At 65.7% G+C, this 17,502-nt stretch carries 17 protein-coding genes; 8 read left to right on the top strand and 9 right to left on the bottom strand.

The features are described from left to right. Window positions 1-2: 2 nt before the first annotated feature. From ACQ7JA_RS15725 to ACQ7JA_RS15710, 4 genes are read right to left on the bottom strand one after another with little or no spacing between them, the layout of a single operon-like run. Window positions 3-806, bottom strand: a complete 804-nt coding sequence (locus ACQ7JA_RS15725; protein WP_430899331.1) for a TatD family hydrolase — start codon at window positions 804-806, stop codon at window positions 3-5. Between the two features lie 3 nt (window positions 807-809). Further along, window positions 810-1,514, bottom strand: a complete 705-nt coding sequence (gene lolD, locus ACQ7JA_RS15720) for a lipoprotein-releasing ABC transporter ATP-binding protein LolD (protein ID WP_430899329.1) — start codon at window positions 1,512-1,514, stop codon at window positions 810-812. Continuing rightward, entirely contained in the window at window positions 1,507-2,772 is a 1,266-nt protein-coding gene (locus ACQ7JA_RS15715; protein WP_430899327.1) for a lipoprotein-releasing ABC transporter permease subunit, read from the bottom strand. Before ACQ7JA_RS15715 ends, lolD begins: the two co-directional genes overlap by 8 nt. Continuing rightward, window positions 2,769-4,043 carry a lipoprotein-releasing ABC transporter permease subunit gene (locus ACQ7JA_RS15710; RefSeq protein ID WP_430899325.1) on the bottom strand — a complete coding sequence of 425 codons (1,275 nt, stop codon included), beginning with the start codon at window positions 4,041-4,043 and terminating at the stop codon, window positions 2,769-2,771. The genes ACQ7JA_RS15715 and ACQ7JA_RS15710 overlap by 4 nt, the downstream gene beginning before the upstream one ends. A gap of 122 nt (window positions 4,044-4,165) precedes the next feature. Here ACQ7JA_RS15710 and ACQ7JA_RS15705 point away from each other — a divergent pair, with 122 nt between their 5' ends. After that, entirely contained in the window at window positions 4,166-5,179 is a 1,014-nt protein-coding gene (locus tag ACQ7JA_RS15705) for a hypothetical protein (protein ID WP_430899323.1), read from the top strand. 50 nt (window positions 5,180-5,229) lie between these two features. Continuing rightward, window positions 5,230-6,879, top strand: a complete 1,650-nt coding sequence (gene recJ, locus ACQ7JA_RS15700) for a single-stranded-DNA-specific exonuclease RecJ (RefSeq protein WP_430899432.1) — start codon at window positions 5,230-5,232, stop codon at window positions 6,877-6,879. A gap of 136 nt (window positions 6,880-7,015) precedes the next feature. Here recJ and ACQ7JA_RS15695 read toward each other — a convergent pair whose 3' ends face one another. Both ACQ7JA_RS15695 and ACQ7JA_RS15690 read right to left on the bottom strand, forming a co-directional pair. Continuing rightward, on the bottom strand, window positions 7,016-7,678 hold the full coding sequence (locus ACQ7JA_RS15695) for a DJ-1/PfpI family protein (RefSeq protein ID WP_430899430.1): 663 nt from the start codon (window positions 7,676-7,678) through the stop codon (window positions 7,016-7,018). Between the two features lie 116 nt (window positions 7,679-7,794). After that, on the bottom strand, window positions 7,795-8,253 hold the full coding sequence (locus ACQ7JA_RS15690; protein ID WP_430899321.1) for a YybH family protein: 459 nt from the start codon (window positions 8,251-8,253) through the stop codon (window positions 7,795-7,797). 129 nt (window positions 8,254-8,382) lie between these two features. Between ACQ7JA_RS15690 and ACQ7JA_RS15685 the strand changes: the two genes are divergently transcribed. From ACQ7JA_RS15685 to ACQ7JA_RS15675, 3 genes are read left to right on the top strand one after another with little or no spacing between them, the layout of a single operon-like run. Beyond that, entirely contained in the window at window positions 8,383-8,820 is a 438-nt protein-coding gene (locus ACQ7JA_RS15685) for an MbcA/ParS/Xre antitoxin family protein (protein WP_258830149.1), read from the top strand. 2 nt (window positions 8,821-8,822) lie between these two features. Next, window positions 8,823-9,506, top strand: a complete 684-nt coding sequence (locus ACQ7JA_RS15680; protein WP_430899319.1) for an RES family NAD+ phosphorylase — start codon at window positions 8,823-8,825, stop codon at window positions 9,504-9,506. A gap of 15 nt (window positions 9,507-9,521) precedes the next feature. Next, window positions 9,522-9,842 carry a DUF2288 domain-containing protein gene (locus tag ACQ7JA_RS15675; protein WP_430899317.1) on the top strand — a complete coding sequence of 107 codons (321 nt, stop codon included), beginning with the start codon at window positions 9,522-9,524 and terminating at the stop codon, window positions 9,840-9,842. A 4-nt stretch (window positions 9,843-9,846) separates the two neighbouring features. Here ACQ7JA_RS15675 and ACQ7JA_RS15670 read toward each other — a convergent pair whose 3' ends face one another. Beyond that, window positions 9,847-10,236 carry a tetratricopeptide repeat protein gene (locus tag ACQ7JA_RS15670; RefSeq protein ID WP_430899315.1) on the bottom strand — a complete coding sequence of 130 codons (390 nt, stop codon included), beginning with the start codon at window positions 10,234-10,236 and terminating at the stop codon, window positions 9,847-9,849. After that, on the bottom strand, window positions 10,233-12,245 hold the full coding sequence (locus ACQ7JA_RS15665) for a bifunctional 2',3'-cyclic-nucleotide 2'-phosphodiesterase/3'-nucleotidase (RefSeq protein WP_430899313.1): 2,013 nt from the start codon (window positions 12,243-12,245) through the stop codon (window positions 10,233-10,235). The genes ACQ7JA_RS15670 and ACQ7JA_RS15665 overlap by 4 nt, the downstream gene beginning before the upstream one ends. Before the next feature lie 145 nt (window positions 12,246-12,390). Here ACQ7JA_RS15665 and prfB point away from each other — a divergent pair. The 3 genes from prfB to lysS all read left to right on the top strand — a co-directional run bounded on the left by prfB (window position 12,391) and on the right by lysS (window position 15,723). Then, window positions 12,391-13,495 (top strand): peptide chain release factor 2 gene (gene prfB, locus ACQ7JA_RS15660; protein WP_430899311.1). Its coding sequence is split into 2 segments (ribosomal slippage): window positions 12,391-12,471 and window positions 12,473-13,495, totalling 1,104 coding nucleotides; the frame shifts between segments, so codons are not numbered across the junction. 3 nt (window positions 13,496-13,498) lie between these two features. Beyond that, on the top strand, window positions 13,499-14,161 hold the full coding sequence (locus ACQ7JA_RS15655; RefSeq protein ID WP_430899309.1) for an HAD family hydrolase: 663 nt from the start codon (window positions 13,499-13,501) through the stop codon (window positions 14,159-14,161). 26 nt (window positions 14,162-14,187) lie between these two features. After that, window positions 14,188-15,723 (top strand): lysine--tRNA ligase, encoded by a 1,536-nt coding sequence (lysS, locus tag ACQ7JA_RS15650; RefSeq protein WP_430899307.1) that lies wholly within the window; start codon window positions 14,188-14,190, stop codon window positions 15,721-15,723. 337 nt (window positions 15,724-16,060) lie between these two features. Here lysS and ppnN read toward each other — a convergent pair whose 3' ends face one another. Beyond that, a complete protein-coding gene (ppnN, locus tag ACQ7JA_RS15645; protein WP_430899305.1) occupies window positions 16,061-17,431 on the bottom strand; it encodes a nucleotide 5'-monophosphate nucleosidase PpnN in 1,371 nt (456 codons plus the stop codon). Window positions 17,432-17,502 lie beyond the last annotated feature (71 nt).

The following is a 17,502-nucleotide window of genomic DNA, read 5'->3' as shown; positions in this document are numbered from 1 at the left end:
TACTAACGACCGGGGTAGGAAGCCAGGCGCGGAATCGCCGCCAGCGTGTTGCGGTGGACGGACTCCCGCACCTCGTCGATGTCCATGCCACGCAGCTCGGCCAAGGCGGAGCCGATACGCGGCAGCTGGTCCGGGGTGTTGCGCCCGGGATGAATCCAGCTCGGGGCGATGTCCGGCGAATCGGTTTCCAGCACGATGGCCTCGAGCGGCAGTTCGGTGGCCAGGCGCCGGATCTGCAGGGCGCGGGTGAAGGTCATGGCGCCGCCGAAGCCCAGGTGCAGCCCCAGGTCGATGAAGGTTTTCGCCTGCTGGAAGCTGCCGTTGAAGGCGTGGGCGATGCCGGCGGGCGGGCGGATCTGGCGCAGGTGCTTCAGCACCTGGTCCTGGGAGCGCCGCACGTGCGTCATCACGGGCAGGCCGAGGTCGCGGGCGATGCGCAGCTGTTCGCGGAAAAAACGTTCCTGCTTGGCGCGCATGTCCGGCTCGCATAGCATCGGAATGAAGAAATCCAGGCCGATCTCGCCGATGCCGACGAAGTTCGGGTCGCCGAGGGCCGCTTCGGCCGCGGCGCGCAGCACGGCGAGGTCTTCGTCGCGGGCCTGCGGGATGCAGATCGGGTGGATGCCGAGCGCATACGTCACGTTCGGCGCGCTGGAGGCCAGCTCGGCCACTGCGGCGAAATTGCCGCGCTCGACCGCCATCGCGACGATCATCGACACCCCGGCATCGAGCCCCTGGCGCGCCACGGCGAGCGACTCGGCGCCGAATTCGTGGGCGTCCAGGTGGCAGTGGGTGTCGATCCACATCGCTTACGCCTCCACCGCCTGCAGGCCGTGTTCGGTCAGGCGGAACACCCGGTCGCAGCGCTGCGCCAGTTCCATGTCGTGGGTGACGATCACGAACGCCGTGCCGAGGGTGCGCGAGAGTTCGAGCATCAGGTCGAAGATCGATTGGGCGGTGCTGTGGTCGAGGTTACCGGTCGGTTCGTCGGCCAGCACGCAGGCCGGCTGGGTCACCAGGGCGCGCGCCAGGGCCACGCGCTGGCGTTCGCCGCCGGACAGCTCGCCGGGACGGTGCACCACGCGCTTGCCCAGGCCAACCCGCGCCAGGATCGCCTCCGCCTTCTGCAGGGCCGCGTCGCGCTTCTCGCGCCGGATCATCAGCGGCATCATGACGTTGTCCAGCGCCGAGAACTCCGGCAGCAGGTGGTGGAACTGGTAGACGAAGCCGAGCGACGAGTTGCGCAGCTCGCCGCGCCGGGTTTCGGAGAGGGTCGCGAAATCCTCGCCCAGCAGCGTGACCGATCCCGTCGACGGCGTATCGAGTCCGCCCAGCAGGTGCAGCAGGGTCGACTTGCCGGAACCGGAGGCGCCGACGATGGCGACGCGCTCGCCGCGGTAGATGGCGAAGTCGATCTTGTCCAGCACCTGGACGCTGTAGTCGCCCTGTTTGAAGGTTTTGCCCAGGCCGCGGCAGGCCAGCACCGGGGCGCCGTTGTTGACGTGATCACTCATAGCGCAGCGCCTCCGCAGGTTTCACACGCGAAGCCGACCAGCTCGGATAGAGGGTCGCGACGAAGGCCAGCAGCACGGACAGGCCGCCGATCCTGAACACGTCCGGCCAGCGCAGGTCGGACGGGATGGCGCTGATCAGATAGATATCTTTCGACAAGAACTGCACTCCCAACAGGTTTTCGATAAACGGTACGATGACGTCGATGTTCAGGGCTACCAGCACGCCCCCGCCCACGCCGAGCGCGGTGCCGAGGACGCCCACCAGCGCGCCCTGCACCATGAAGATCTTCTGGATCGAGCGCGGCGAAGCGCCCAGGGTGCGCAGGATGGCGATGTCGGCCTGCTTGTCGGTCACCGTCATGACGAGGGTCGAGACCAGGTTGAAGGCCGCCACCGCGATGATCAGGGTGAGCACGATGAACATGACTTTCTTCTCGGTCTGCACGGCGGCGAACCAGGTGGCGTTGAGCTTGGACCAGTCGCGCATTTCCAGGTCGCCCGACATGGTCTTGGCCAGCTCCTGCGCCACCACGGGCGCGTCGCGCACTTCAAGCACCCGCAGGCGCAGGCCCATCGGCGCCGGTAGGCGCTCCATGCGCTGCGCGTCCTCGATGTGGATGAAGGACAGCGCGCCGTCGATCTTGGGGTCGCCCGCCTCGAAAATGCCCGCCACCGTAAAGCTGCGGCTGCGCGGCAGCAGGCCGGCGGGCGTGACCTGGCCCTGGGCCAGCATCATGGTGACCTTGCTGCCGATGCCCACGTCCAGCGAGCGCGCCAGCGATTGCCCCAGCACGATGTTGTACGTCCCCGGCTGCAGTGCCGCGAGACTGCCCGCACGCACCTGGCTTGCGATCTGCGACACCTTGCCCTCCTCGCCCGGCAGGATGCCGCGGATCACGGAGGGACGCATCGCGCCGCCGTTCACGAGCAAGCCCTGGGTCTCGACGAAAGGCGCGGCGCCGCGCACTTGCGGGTTGCGCGCGGCCTCGAGCGCCGCGGCGCGCCAGTCTGCCATGCTGCCGCTCTTGTCGAACACCTCGATATGGGCCAGCACCGACAGCATGCGGTCGGTGACGTCTTTCTGGAAGCCGTTCATCACCGACAGCACGATGATCAGCGCGGCCACGCCCAGCGCGATGCCGGCCACCGAAATCAGGGAGATGAAGGAGATGAAGCTGTTGCGGCCACTGCGCTTGCCGGCGCGCGTGTAGCGCAGGCCGACCATCCATTCGTAGGGAAGATTCTCGGTCAGTTTCATTCGTACCTCAGCGCTTCGGCCGGTTTCACGCGCGAGGCCGACCAGCTCGGATACAGGGTCGCCAGGAAGGCCAGCAGCACCGCGACGGCGCCGATCCAGGCGACATCGTCCCAGCGCAGCTGCGAGGGAATCTCGCTGATCAGGTAGATCTCCTGCGACAGGAACTTCACCTTGAACAGCGCTTCGATGAAGGGCACGATCACGTGGATGTTCAGCGCCACCAGCACACCCAGGCCCACGCCAAGCGCCGCGCCGAGCAGGCCCACCAGGGTACCCTGCACCATGAAGATCGTCATGACCGAGCGCGGCGAGGCGCCGATGGTGCGCAGGATGGCGATGTCGGCCTGCTTGTCGCGCACCGACATGACCAGGGTCGAGACCAGGTTGAAGGCGGCGACGGCGACGATCATGGTGAGGATGATGAACATCATGCGCTTCTGCGACTGCACGGCCGCGAACCACACCGGGTTCACCTTCGACCAGTCGCGCACGTAGAGCTCTCCCGGCAGGCTGGCCTGCAAGGTGGCCGCCACGCGCGGCGCGGCTTCCATGTCGGCCAGCTTCAGGCGCAGGCCGCCGGGCGCATTCACGCCGGCCAGCTGCTCGGTATCCTCGAGGCTGGCGAAAGCGAGCCCGGAATCGAATTCGAAGTGGCCGGCCTCGAAGATGCCGGACACCGTCAACGGGCGGGTGCGCGGCACGGCGCCCGGGGCCGGGGCCTGGCCCGGGCTGCCGGCCGCCATGAGCATGGTGACGCGGTCGCCCACGCCGACGTCGAGCGCCGTGGCCAGCGCGCGCCCGATGACGATGTTGTACGAACCCGGCTGCAGCGCGTCGAAGCGGCCTTCGCGCATATGGGCGGCCACCTCCGAGACGGTGCTCTCCTGCGCGGGTATGACGCCGCGCACCACCACCGGTTTCATCACGCCGTCGCTGATCAGCATGGCCTGGGTGTCGACGAAAGGCGCGCTGGCGCGTACCTCGGGGTGGCGCAGGGCCTGCCGGGCGGTCTCGCGCCAGCCCGGCATCTCGCCCCTGGCGTCGAAGATCTCCACGTGGGCCAGCACCGACAGCATGCGCGCCGTGACTTCCTTCTCGAAGCCGTTCATCACCGACAGCACCACGATCAGGGCGGCCACGCCCAGAGCGATGCCGGCCACCGAGGCCATCGAGATGAAGGAAATGAAGCTGTTGCGGCCGCTGCGCTTGCCGGCCCGCGTGTAGCGCAGGCCGACTTGCCACTCATAGGGCAGCTGGTGGGTGATGCTCATAAATCCGGTCAGGTTCTCTTATTGGTTTGCCAACCCGACAGTTTGCCAGACATCGGCCGATCGTGCCGGAAAAAGCGTGGCCAAGCGTGTGGGCCGGGCCGTTGTGCCCTAAAATAGCGCCCATGTCCCAGATTACGCTCGTCGTCCCCTTCCTGCTTCCGCTCCCCCAATTCGCACCCGACCTGGTGCGGGCCCTGCAGGCCCCGGCCCTGTCCGCCCTGCTCAGCCGCACCAGCAGCCAGGCGCGCACGCCGGAACAAGCCGTCAATGCCCTGCCCCACGAAAGCTGGCTGGCGCGCGAACTCGGCCTGTCGAAGGAAGGCCAGCCGGCCTTCGCGGCCGCCGCCATGCGCGGCTTCGGGCTCGATCCGCTCGATGGTACCTGGTTCATCGTCAACCCCGCCCACGTGCAGATCGCGCGCAGCCATTCGATGCTGGGCGACCTGCGCCACCTCAGCCTGAACGAGGACGAAGGCCGGGCCCTGTTCGAAGCGGCGCGCCTGTTGTGCGAAGAAATCGGCCACCCTTTGCTGTACGGCGACGCCGGCACCTGGTTCCTGCGCGCCGACGACTGGACCGGCATCGCCCCCGCCACCCCGGACACCGTGGTCGGCATGGACCTGACCGACTTCGTCCCGCGCGGACGTGAAGCGCTGGCCTGGCGCAAGCTGCAGAACGAGGTGCAGATGGCCTGGCACGCGCATCCGGTCAACGCCGCCCGCGAGGCGCGCCGCCAGCCGAGCGTCAACAGCTTCTGGCTCTGGGGCGGCAGCAAGGGCGGCGCGCGGGCTAGCCGGCAGCTCGCGAGCATCGCCGCGCCGGGCTGGATTTCCGGCCTGTCCGACCATATATGGGATGGGTTCGACAAGCTCGACTCCCTGGCGGGCCGGGATGCGATCCTGTATGTGGGCAGCCTGGCCGAATCGGCCATCGCCGCCGACTGGGGCAGCTGGCTCATGCAGGCGCAGCAGCTCGAATCCGAACTGTTCGCACCGCTGCTTGCCGCACTGGCGCATGGCCGCATCAAGACCCTGCGGATCGTCGCCAGCAGCCGCGAAGGCCTTGCCGAATTCACCACGACCGCCATGGCCCAGCGCAAGTTCTGGCGCCGGCCGACCCTGGAAGCACTGACTTGAGTATCACGACCCGCATCGCCACCCGTCCCTGCCCCTGGCGCACTTCCGAAATGCTGCGCCAGGGCGGGGTGCACCCCGTGCTCGCGCGCATCTACGCCGCGCGCGGTCTGCTCGATGTGCGCGAACTGTCCAGCGAGCTGGCCGCCCTGGTGCCGCCCGGCGCCCTGCGCCACATCGACGCGGCAGCCGTGTTCCTGGCCGATGCCATCGCCGCCAACAAGCGCATGACCATCGTCGCCGACTACGACTGCGACGGCGCCACCGCCTGCGCCACGGCACTGCGCGGCCTGCGCATGATGGGCGCCAACGTCGACTACATCGTGCCGAACCGTTTCGAGTACGGCTACGGCCTCACGCCCGAGATCGTCGAACTGACCGCACGCGAAAAGTCGCCCGACATCATCATCACGGTCGACAACGGCATCGCCAGCATCGACGGCGTACTCGAAGCGAACCGGCGCGGCATCGAAGTCGTCGTCACCGACCACCACCTGCCGGGCGACGCGCTGCCGCCGGCGCGCGTGATCGTCAACCCGAACCAGCCCGAGTGCGGCTTCCCCAGCAAGCACCTGGCCGGCGTCGGCGTCGTGTTCTACGTGCTGCTGGCCCTGCGCGCGGAGCTGCGCCGGCGCGGCGTCTTCGATGCGGCAAGCCAGCCCAAGCTCGACAGCCTGCTCGACCTGGTGGCGCTCGGCACCGTTGCCGACGTGGTGCGCCTGGACGCCAACAACCGCATCCTGGTGGCCCAGGGCCTGAAGCGCATGCGCGCGGGCCGCATGCACCCGGGCGTCGCCGCCCTGTTCCGCGTCGCCGGCCGGGAAGCGCGCTGCGCCTCGCCGTTCGACCTCGGTTTCGCGCTGGGTCCGCGCCTGAATGCCGCCGGCCGGCTGGAAGACATGTCGCTCGGGATCGAATGCCTGGTGACGGACGACGTCGGCCGCGCCTGGGCGATCGCCCAGCAGCTCAACGAGATCAACCTGAAGCGCCGCGAGATCGAGGCCGAGATGCAGGACACCGCCCTGCTGCACCTGGACAGCTTCGAGCCCTCGGGCGCAAGCACGATCAGCGTGTTCGACGAGGGCTGGCACCAGGGCGTGATCGGCATCGTCGCCTCGCGCCTGAAGGAGAAGTTCTACCGGCCCACGATCACCTTCGCGCCGGGTAGCGATGGCTGGATCAAGGGCTCGGGCCGCTCGATCCCGGGCTTCCACCTGCGCGACGCGCTCGACCTGGTCTCGAAACGGGTGCCGGGACTGATCGACAAATTCGGCGGCCACGCGATGGCGGCCGGCCTGACCATCCGCGGCGAACATTTCGACAGCTTCCAGCAGGCCTTCGAGGCGGTCGGGCGCGCCTGGCTGACCGAGGCCCAGCTCGAACGCATCATCGAAACCGACGGGCCGCTGGAAGACGAGTTCTATTCGACCCACTTCATCGAGCAGATGGATGCGCAGGTCTGGGGCCAGGGCTTCGCGCCGCCGGTCTTTTGCGACGAGTTCCGCGTGGTGAGCCAGCGCATCCTGAAGGAACGCCACCTCAAGCTGCTCCTGGAACGCAATGGCCGGCGCTACGATGCGATCTGGTTCGGGCATACCGAGAGCCTGCCCGAGCGCGCCCGCGTGGCCTTCCGGCTGGATGCGAACGAGTACAACGGCGTGACCAAGGTGCAGCTGCTGGTCGAGCACGCCGAACCGGCTTGATGTAGGGTGGTCGGCTGCGCCGACCGCGCGTTCAGCCAGCCCGTGAATAGTCGCATCCTCTGTTCAACCGTGCGTTGAACGCGCGGCCGGCGCACAAGGAGCGGGCCGATCGCAAAACCGGGTGGAGCCGCCCACCCTACAGGATCGGCAATGCCGCCCGCGCGATGATCTCTTCCGCAGCCGGCATGCGCGCGGCGATCGCCTCCTCGTAGCGCGCCACGCGCGCCGGGCCCGCGCTTTCCGGCGTGCCGCTATCGAATGGCGGATGCGGGTCGTATTCCAGCGCCAGCTGGATCATTTTCGCCGCCTCTTCTCCCGCCAGCTCGGCCGCCAGTGCGAAGGCGAAATCGATCCCCGCCGTCACACCGCCTCCCGAAATGCGGTTGCGGTCGCGCACGATGCGGTCAAGCACGGGAATCGCCCCGAAGGCCGGCAGGTAGCGGCGCCAGCGCCAGTGGCAGGCCGAGCGATAGCCCTGCAACAGGCCGGCCGCACCCAGCACCAGCGAACCGTTGCACACCGAGGTGACCCAGCGCGCGCCCGCGCCCTGCCGGCGCAGGAAAGCCAGCACTTCCTGGTCTTCCAACAGATCCCCGATACCGAAGCCGCCCGGCACGCAGAGCACGTCGAACTGCGGGCAATCGGCAAAGGAGGTCGTCGGGCAAATCGCGAAGCCGGCGTCGGTCATGACGGGCGCGGTGTCCTTCCAGACCAGGTGGACACGGGCGCCGGGTGCCCGGCTCAGGACCTGGGTCGGGCCCGTCAGGTCCAGCTGGGTCACGTTCGGGAACAGCAGCATGCCGATCTGGATGGTCGTGCTCACGTCAGTCTCCTTGCAAATGACGAAAGCACCATTCTAGGAGGCCGTCATTTGGCAGAAACGTCATCGATCGATGAATTCCTGCCAATCGGACCCTACTTCTTCGGTGGAGGGGGGACGAAATCCGATCCCCGGTCGAACACGACCTTCCATTGCCCCGGCGCTTCCAGGCGCCAGATCGAATTGAAGCGGCCGATCTTGCGTCCGGACGGGTCATAGATCGGCCCGCCGCTATAGGCCAGGGTGCCGGACTCCACGACCTCGACCTCTTCGGGCTCCCACGAGAACGGCGCCTGCGGCTTGTCGTAATAGGGACGCCAGCCTTTGACGATGGCCTGCTTGCCGCGCAGATTGCCCTGGGGAGAGAAGAAGATCGCCTCGTCGGCGACGAAACGGGTGAAGGCTTCGAAATCCCGGGCTTTCATGGTGGCCGCGAAGGCACGCTCGGCGTCCATGACCTGCTTTTTGAGGTCCTGGTTGGAATCGCGTGCATTGCCGGCGGCGGCGGCGAGCATCAGGCAGGCGGCAAGCAGAGACAGCGAACGCAGGCGCATCGGTGAACCTTTCCTAAACTTTTCCATTTAGCAAGGCTTGCGATTCTGTCATGCGGCCAGGCGCTTTACAACCAGTCCTTGCAATCGATCCGAAATTGAAGTATAAATACTCCAAGATCGGAGGACACAATGAGTCTAGCCTACTCCTACCCCAAGAGCCGCTTCGAGCCGGCGGTGCTGATCGACCTGAATTCGCGGGCCGAGCGCGAGCGCCTGTCCCGTTCCGCCCTGATGGGCTTCTTCAAGCTGGCCGCCGCCTGGAGCGTGCGCGACGACGATGCGCGCGAACTGCTGGGCGGCCTCTCGTCCTCGTCCTATTACGACTGGAAGAAGAACCCGGACCGGGTGCTCGAGGTCGACCGCATCACCCGCATTTCCTACCTGCTCGGCATCTACAAGGCCCTGCACATCCTGTACGGCGACAAGCTGGCCGACGAATGGGTGCACCTGCCGAACACCAATCCCATTTTCGCCGGCCGTACGCCGCTCGCCTACATGCTGGCCGGCGGCCTGATCGCCATGCAGACGGTGCGCAAGCTGCTCGACGCGCGCCGCGGAGGTCTCTGATCTTGCAGGTAGTGCACAAAATTACCCCGCTGCGCCAGTACGATACCTGCCGCCTGATCCCATCGCGCTTTGCCGACCTCGAGGATTCGGTGCTCGCGCCGCTGGCGGAGAACGACGCGGTGCTGCGCGACCTGTTCGACCTCGACAACGCCACCAACGAGCGGCTGCGCGGCGAATCCGGCCTCCTGCCCGGAATCGGCATGGACGAACTCGTATTCGGCGTGCAGAACTTCCGCATCATCAATGCGGCCTACACCTATGCCCGCCCCGAAGGCAGCCGCTTCAACGACGGCGAGCGCGGCGCCTGGTACTGCGCCTTCGCGGCCGAGACGGCGCTCAGCGAAGTCATCTTCCACAAGACCGTGGAGTACGTGGAAATCAACCGCTTCGACGACAGCGTCACCTACCAGTCCCTGCTGGCCGACTTCAATGCCGGCTTCCACGACCTGCGCGGCCTGGAGGCCTTCAAGGCCTACCTCGATCCGGACAGCTACATCGCCTCGCAGGCGCTGGCCGCCGAGCTGCTGGAAGCCGGGTCGATGGGCATCATCTACCCCAGCGTGCGCCATCCGGGCGGCACCAACCTCGCCTGCTTCCGCCCCGCTTTGGTGGGCAACGTTCGCAAGGCCCAGACATATCGCTTAACATGGGCGGGCTCGCCGCAACCGGCGGTCGAGATCCTTTAGCCAGACGTAGAACAGATGAAGACGAATCCCGAGAAAGACACCGAACTGCACGACAAGATCAACCGCGAGACCGGCCGCATCAAATGGAGCGAACTCGAACGCCACTTCGCGAGCGGGTCGGTGATCTGGGTGAGCGAAGCGCTGGACCTGATCGACGTGGCGCTGCGCATCGCGCACGACGACAAGGAGAGCATCAAGCAGTGGATGAGCGCGGGAACCGTGGCCAAGGTCAGCGACCTGCAGGCGCAGACCTGGGCGGCGTCGGACGAGACGCTGTGGGCCTCGGTGGTGAGCCCCTTCGTGCTGGTGCAGGCGGAAAAGAAGCAGCTGCACTGAGCGCCTAGCGCTTGGCTTCGCCCCGGTGCGTCAGGGCATGCGCCGCCCGGCGCATGTATTGCGCGGCCTTCTGCGGATCCGGCTCCATCATGCCCAGCTGCTGCCAGGCCTCCGGATAATCCAGCTCGGCCGCCGCTTCCAGCCACTTGCGCGCCTGCGCCTCGTCGCGCGGTGCGCCATCTCCCTCGAGCAGCATGGTGGCCAGCATGAACATCGCCTCCGGCATGCCGCGCGACGCCGCCACGCCCAGCCAGTGCGCCGCCAGGGCGCCGTCGCCGCCGCTCTTGTAGGCGAGTCCGCGCCGGTAGGCGATGTCGCCTTCGTCGCCATGCTGGGCCATGGCCGGCTGCGCCAGCACCAGCGCGATCAGCGCCGCCGTCAGGCCGCGCTTCATTTCGCCAGATCGATGGCGTACAGCGCGGTGCCCTTGCCGCGGCCATCGTCCGCCGCCACCTGCGTCACGTTGTGCAGGCCCGCCTCGTGGGCGAGGGCCACCATCCCCGGGGTGGAGGAGAACAGCACCTGCCCCGCCGTCTTCACGGGCGCGAACTTCCAGCTGCGCGCGGACCCGTTGGCGGCGCGCGTCAAACGCTTGGCCTCGCGCACATAGGCGATCAGGATGTCGCGGTTGTTGTCGGGCGAAGCGATCACGGTGCGGCTGCCGTCCAGGCCCGGGAAGTTGCCGCCACCGCTGGCGCGGTAGTTGTTGGTCGCAACCAGGAATTCCTGCGAGGCCGCGACCGGCCTGCCGCGCCACCTCAGGTTGCGGATGCGCTCGCCGGGCGCACGGGTGACGTCGATCTCGTAGGCCACGTCCTGCGAGGTGATGGTGTCGAAGTTATAGCTCGGCACCGCGGCGTTGACCAGCTGCTGCGGCTCGGTTCTTGCCGGGTCGATGGTATTGAAGCGGGTGGCCGATTTCTCCAGCCAGGCTTTCAGGCCGGCGCCATCCACCTTCACCGCATACAGGGCGTTCGGGTACAGGTAGAGGTCGGCCGCATTGTTCAGCGCCAGGTCGCCCGGCTTCACGTCGGTGTAGTCGCCGGGCCCCGCCACGCCGCTCTTGAACGGCGCCGACACGGACAGCACCGGCAGGTCCTTGTACTGCGGCAGGTTGGCGGCGACGTACTTCGCCACGTAGTCGGCCTGGGCCTGGTTCACGACTTCGATGGCCGACACGTCGCCCACGTCGGCGAAGTAGCTCGACATGCGGAAGTCGGTCGAGCCCACCGGCCTCTTCACGTAGCGGATCGTGGCCTCGTGCTCTTCCTGCACGGCGGCCAGCACGCTTGGGTCGGCGTCGACGAAGGCCTTGTCGCCCGTCTGCGCGGCGCGCGCCTCGACAAGCGTCTTGTCCTTCTCGACCATCCAGCGCTTGCCGTCGTGTTTCAGGTGCAGCTTGACCACACCAAGGTGCTTGCCCCACAGATTGGCCATCACCGTCGGCACGCCGTGCACGAAGCCCCTGGCCTTGTCCACACCCGGCAGGTCGAACTGCGGTACCTTGCTGTTCGCATTCGGGAACAGCTGGTGCGAATGGCCCAGCAGCATGGCGTCGATGCCCGGCACCTGCGCCAGGTACCAGCCCGCGTTCTCCATCGATGGCGAGTAGGGGCTGGCGTCCAGGCCGCCGTGGGCGATCGCGATCACGAGATCGGCGCCCTTCTTCTTCATCTCGGGAACGTACTTCTGCGCCGCTTCGCGCACGCCTTCCGTATAAACGCGGCCCTCGAGGTAGCGCTTGTCCCAGGACATGATGGTCGGCGGCGTGAAGCCGATGATGCCCACGCGCACCAATGCCGTAACCGGCTTGCCGTCCGCGCCCACCGCACTCACCTGCTTGTCGACGATCGCATAAGGGCTGAACAGCGGCTTCTTCGTCTTCGCGCTATAGACGTTGGCCAGCACCATCGGAAAGGCCGGGCCGGCGCAGCGCTTGGGCTGGTCGACGCCTGCTACCCGGAAGCGGCTGCCCGTCACCTGGTTGAGGAAGGCCAGGCCATAGTTGAATTCATGGTTGCCGATTCCCGCGCCGTCGTACTTCAGGGCGTTCATGACCTTGTAGATGCCCAGGGTCTGATCGCAGGCCAGGGGCTTGACCAGCGCCTGGTAGTCGGCCAGCGCATTGCCCTGGATGGTGTCGCCATTGTCGACCAGGAAGGTATTCGGGAATTCCTTGCGCGCCTGGTGGATGAGCGTCGCGGTGCGGTCCAGGCCGTGCGATGGCTCGGCCGCCAGCTTGTAGTAGTCGTAGCCGACCACGTTCGCATGCAGGTCGGTGGTTTCCAGCACGGTCAGCTGGGCGGTGGCGCCGCTTTTTGGCGCCTTCGCGGCGAGGACGGGCATGCTGAGCAGCGTTGGCGCCAGCGCGATGCAGATTTGATAACGCAACAGTTGGGACATGGCGGTGGCCGGCTAAGAGAACCGGGCGATGATACGGTAGCCCTATGCCATTGAGCAAGCCGCGTCACCCGTGCCGCCGGCTGCCTGCCGTCCTGGGGTATAATCGAAGGTTCGATTCAACCCATTCAAAAGACTGCCAAAGACCATGGAAGCTGAACGCATCAATGCCATTTCCGCCCTGCTGAACGACCTGACCAGCCGTGAAGCCGAACTTCGGAGGTATCTTTGACTTCGATCGCAAGTCAGAGAAACTAGAACAGGTCAACCAGGAACTGGAAGACCCGACCGTCTGGAACGACCAGAAGCGGGCCCAGGACCTCGGCAAGGAAAAGAAGGCGCTCGAGGCCGTCGTGCTCACGCTCGAGAAGGCGAAGTCCGACCTGGCCGACGCATCCGACCTGTTCGAGATGGCAAAGGAAGAAGGCGACCACGGCACGCTGGAGTCGATCGGTGGTGACGCCGAAGCGATCCAGAAGACCATCGAAACGATGGAATTCCGCCGCATGTTCAGCAATCCGATGGACCATGCGAACTGCTTCATCGACATCCAGGCCGGCGCCGGCGGCACCGAAGCCCAGGACTGGGCCTCGATGCTGCTGCGCCAGTACCTGCGCTACTGCGAGCGCAAGGGCTTCAAGGCCGAGGTGATGGAAATCTCCGAGGGCGAAGTCGCGGGCATCAAGACCGCCACCATCAAGGTCGACGGCGAGTATGCCTATGGCCACCTGCGCACCGAGACCGGCGTGCACCGTCTGGTGCGCAAGTCGCCGTTCGACTCGGCCAACGGCCGCCACACCTCGTTCACCTCGCTGTTCGTGTATCCGGAAGTCGACGAATCCTTCGAGATCGAGATCAACCCGGCCGACGTGCGCATCGACACCTACCGCGCATCGGGCGCCGGCGGTCAGCACATCAACAAGACCGACTCCGCGGTGCGCCTGACGCACGGCCCGTCGGGCATCGTGGTGCAGTGCCAGAACGACCGCTCGCAGCACCGCAACAAGGCCGAGGCCTGGGACATGCTGCGCGCCAAGCTGTTCGAACTCGAGCTGCGCAAGCGCATGGCCGAACAGCAGAAGCTGGAAGACTCCAAGACCGACGTCGGCTGGGGCCACCAGATCCGCTCCTACGTGCTGGACCAGTCGCGCATCAAGGACCTGCGTACCGGCTTCGAGACCGGCAACACCAAGAACGTGCTGGACGGCGACCTGGACGACTTCATCTCGGCCTCGCTCAAGCAGGGCGTGTAAGCGATGACGATGTCCCGACAGGCTTTTGTGTTCGACATGGACGGCACCATCGTCGACAACATGGCCTTCCACACCGACTCCTGGCTCGCTTTCTTCGCGCGCCGCGGCCAGGTCCTCGACGCGGACGAATTCTTCCGCGCGACGGCCGGCCGCCAGGGCAGCGAGATCATGCGCGCCTACCTGGGCGAGCAGCTGAGCGACGAGGAAGTGGGCCTGCTCAACCACGAGAAGGAATCGGTCTACCGCGAGCTGTACGCGCCGCACCGCAGGACGGTCGCCGGCTTCGACGCGCTCATTGCGCGCGCTGAAGCCGAAGGCGTGAAGCTGGCCGTGGCCACCGCCGCGCCGCCCGCCAACATCGCGTTCACCCTCGATGGCCTCGACCTGCGCAAGCATTTCGACGCGGTCGTCGGCGCCGCCGACGTGGCGCGCGGCAAGCCGCATCCGGACGTGTTCCTGAAAGCGGCCGAGCGTTGCGGCGTTCTGCCCGAGCACTGCATCGTGTTCGAGGACGCGCCGCTGGGCGTGGAAGCGGCGCGCCGCGCGGGCATGCGCTGCGTGGTCCTGACAACCACCCTGCCCCCTTCCGCGTTTACCGATTTCGACAACGTCATCGCCATCGTGCGCGACTTCTCCGAACTCACGACCGAGCTCCTGTTCGGCTAAACCCAATAAGAACTGCCTATCCAATCATGACTACGGAAAACCAAGACCAGTCGCCCGTCGTGGCGCTCGATGAAAACAAGATCATGGCCGAGCGCCGCGCCAAGCTGGCCGCGCTGCGCCAGCAGGGCAATCCCTTCCCGAACGACTTCGTCCCCAAGGACAAGGCGGCCGACGTGGTCGAGACCTACAACGGCAAGACCCGCGAGGAGCTGGAAGCCGAGCCGGTCCACGTGGTCATGGCCGGCCGCATGATGCTGCGCCGCGAAGCCGGCAAGAAGGCCGCTTTCGCGACCCTGCAGGACAGCTCGGGCCCGGCCGCATCGGGCCGCATCCAGATCTACGTCACCCTCGACTCCGCGGGCGAAGCAGCCATGGAAGCCCTGCGTTCGTATGACCTGGGCGACATCCTGGGCATCGAAGGCACGCTGTTCAAGACCAAGACCGACGAGCTGACCGTCAAGGTAAGCAAGCTGCGCCTGGTCGCGAAATCCCTGCGCCCGCTGCCGGACAAGTTCCACGGCCTGGCCGACCAGGAGACCAAGTACCGCCAGCGCTACGTCGACCTGATCATGAACGAAGAGACCCGCCGCACCTTCAAGGCGCGTACCGCCGCGATGTCGTCGATGCGCCGCTTCATGGAAAAGAACGGCTTCATGGAAGTCGAGACCCCGATGCTGCACCCGATCCCGGGCGGCGCCGCGGCCAAGCCTTTCATCACCCACCACAATGCGCTGGACATGGAGATGTACCTGCGCATCGCACCGGAACTCTACCTGAAGCGCCTGGTGGTAGGCGGTTTCGACCGCGTGTTCGAGATCAACCGCAACTTCCGCAACGAGGGCGTGTCGGTCCGCCACAACCCGGAATTCACGATGATGGAATTCTATGCGGCCTACACCGACTACAAGTGGATCATGGACTTCACCGAACAGGTGATCCGCCAGGCTGCGATCGATTCGAACGGCAGCGCGGTGCTGACCTACGGCGGCCGCGAACTCGACCTGTCGAAGCCGTTCCAGCGCCTGACCATCGTCGAAGCGATCGACAAGTATGCGCCGGGCTACACGCCGGAGCAGCTGGCTAGCATGGACTTCATCAAGGAAGAGCTGAAGAAGTTCGGCGTCAAGCCCTTCGCCAATGCCGGCCTGGGCGCGCTGCAGCTGGCCCTGTTCGAAGAGACCGCCGAAGCCCTGCTGTGGGAACCGACCTTCATCATCGACTATCCGGTCGAAGTCTCGCCGCTGGCGCGCGCATCCGACGTGCGTGAAGGGATCACCGAGCGCTTCGAGCTGTTCATGGTCGGCCGCGAGATCGCCAACGGCTTCTCGGAGCTGAACGATCCGGAAGACCAGGCCGCGCGCTTCCTGTCCCAGGTGGCGGCGAAAGAAGCCGGCGACGACGAGGCGATGTACTTCGACGCCGACTACATCCGTGCGCTGGAATACGGCATGCCGCCGGCCGGCGGCTGCGGCATCGGCATCGACCGCCTGATGATGCTGATCACCGACTCGCCGAACATCCGCGACGTGCTGCTGTTCCCGCACCTGCGCAAGGAAGACTAAAAGAAAAAGCGGCCTCGGCCGCTAATGCCGTTCAGTTAAGCGAAGTGGAAGCTGTTGTAGGGTGGACGGGGTAATTGCGGGCAATGCCCGGAATTACGAACGTCCGCGCGTTCAATTCCCAGTTGAATGGATGCGACGCATGCTGTTCATGCACTGTTCGAACGCGCGGACGGCGAAGCCGTCCACCCTACGCTACGCTAACTGAACGGCATTAGGCCTCGGCCGCTTTTTTGTAGGGTGGACGGGTTTCCCGTCCGCGCGTTCAAACGGTATCGAAATAAACGCAACGCCTCGATTCACCCGAGATTTGAACGCGCGGACGGCAGAGCCGTCCACCCTACTGAATGACGGTATAGCAAGGCGTATAGGCCTTGCCCGGCAGTTTCATCCTGCTCTGCTCCACGAAGGACGCCAGCAGCGCATCCATCGGACCCATGATGGCGCTCTCGCCATGGATCTCGTATTTGCCGTGCTGCTCGATGGCGCGGATGCCCTCTTCCTTCACATTCCCCGCCACGATCGCGGAAAACGCGCGCCGCAGGTGCGCCGCCAGGTTGTGCGATTCCTGGTTGCGATGCAGCTTCAGGTTGCGCACGTTCTCGTGCGTCGGGCGGAACGGCTTCTGGAATTCCGGGTCGATTTTCAGGCGCCAGTTGAAGTAATACGCGTCGCTGTGCGCCTTGCGGAATTCGCGCACTGTCTTGATCCCGGCATGCATTTCGCGGGCCACGGCGTCCGGGTCGTCGATGATGATCTTGTAGCGCTTCTGCGCCGCTTCGCCCAGGGTCAGGCCGATGAAATGGTCGATCTGCTCGAAGTAGGCGCGCGCGGTGGCCGGGCCCGTGAAGATCAGCGGGAACGGCATCTCCGCATTGTCCGGATGGAGCAGGATGCCGAGGATGTACAGGATTTCCTCGGCCGTGCCGGCGCCGCCCGGGAACACGATGATGCCGTGGCCGGTGCGAACGAAAGCCTCGAGGCGCTTTTCGATGTCCGGCATGATCACGAGGTCGTTCACGATCGGATTCGGCGATTCGGCCGCGATGATGCCCGGCTCGGAAATGCCGAGATAGCGTCCGCCGTGGATGCGCTGCTTGGAATGGCCGATGGCCGCGCCCTTCATCGGGCCCTTCATGGCGCCCGGCCCGCAGCCGGTGCAGATGTCGAGCTCGCGCAGGCCGAGGGCATAGCCGACTTCCTTGGTGTAGTTGTATTCGACCCGGCTGATCGAATGGCCGCCCCAGCACACCACCAGGTTGGGATTGCGCTGCGGCTGCAGCACGTTCGCATTGCGCAGGATATGGAACACGGCGTCCGTGATGCCTTCGGGACGCTCGAGATTGAATTTCGGGTTATCGGTGACTTCGAAATGCACGTAGACGATATCGCGCAGCACCGAGAACAGGTGCTCGTGAATACCGCGAATCATTTTGCCGTCGACGAAAGCATTGACGGGGGCGCTGCGGATATCGAGCTTGATGCCGCGTTCGCGCTGCAGGATATTGATATCGAAATCCTGGTAGCGCTCGAGCAGTTCCTTGCCGTCGTCGACCGAGCTGCCCGAATTGAGCACGGCGAGCGCGCACTTGCGGAACACATCGTACAAACCGCTCCTGCTGGTGTCGAGCAGCTTGGTGACTTCGGCTTTCGACAGGACTTCGAGGCGGCCTTCCGGAGAAATGAGGACATCGACTACTTCATGGGTCATGGTTTTATTTTCCCTTCTAACGCTGATACGGTCTGGCCTGTTGCCAATATACGCCAAAGCGCGTCATTTTG

Origin of the sequence: Massilia sp. BKSP1R2A-1 (genome assembly GCF_050586525.1) — a bacterium.
Classification (GTDB): domain Bacteria; phylum Pseudomonadota; class Gammaproteobacteria; order Burkholderiales; family Burkholderiaceae_D; genus Telluria.
The sequence above is the reverse complement of the archived record's forward strand: the minus strand, read 5'-3'. Positions and strand labels throughout refer to the sequence as shown.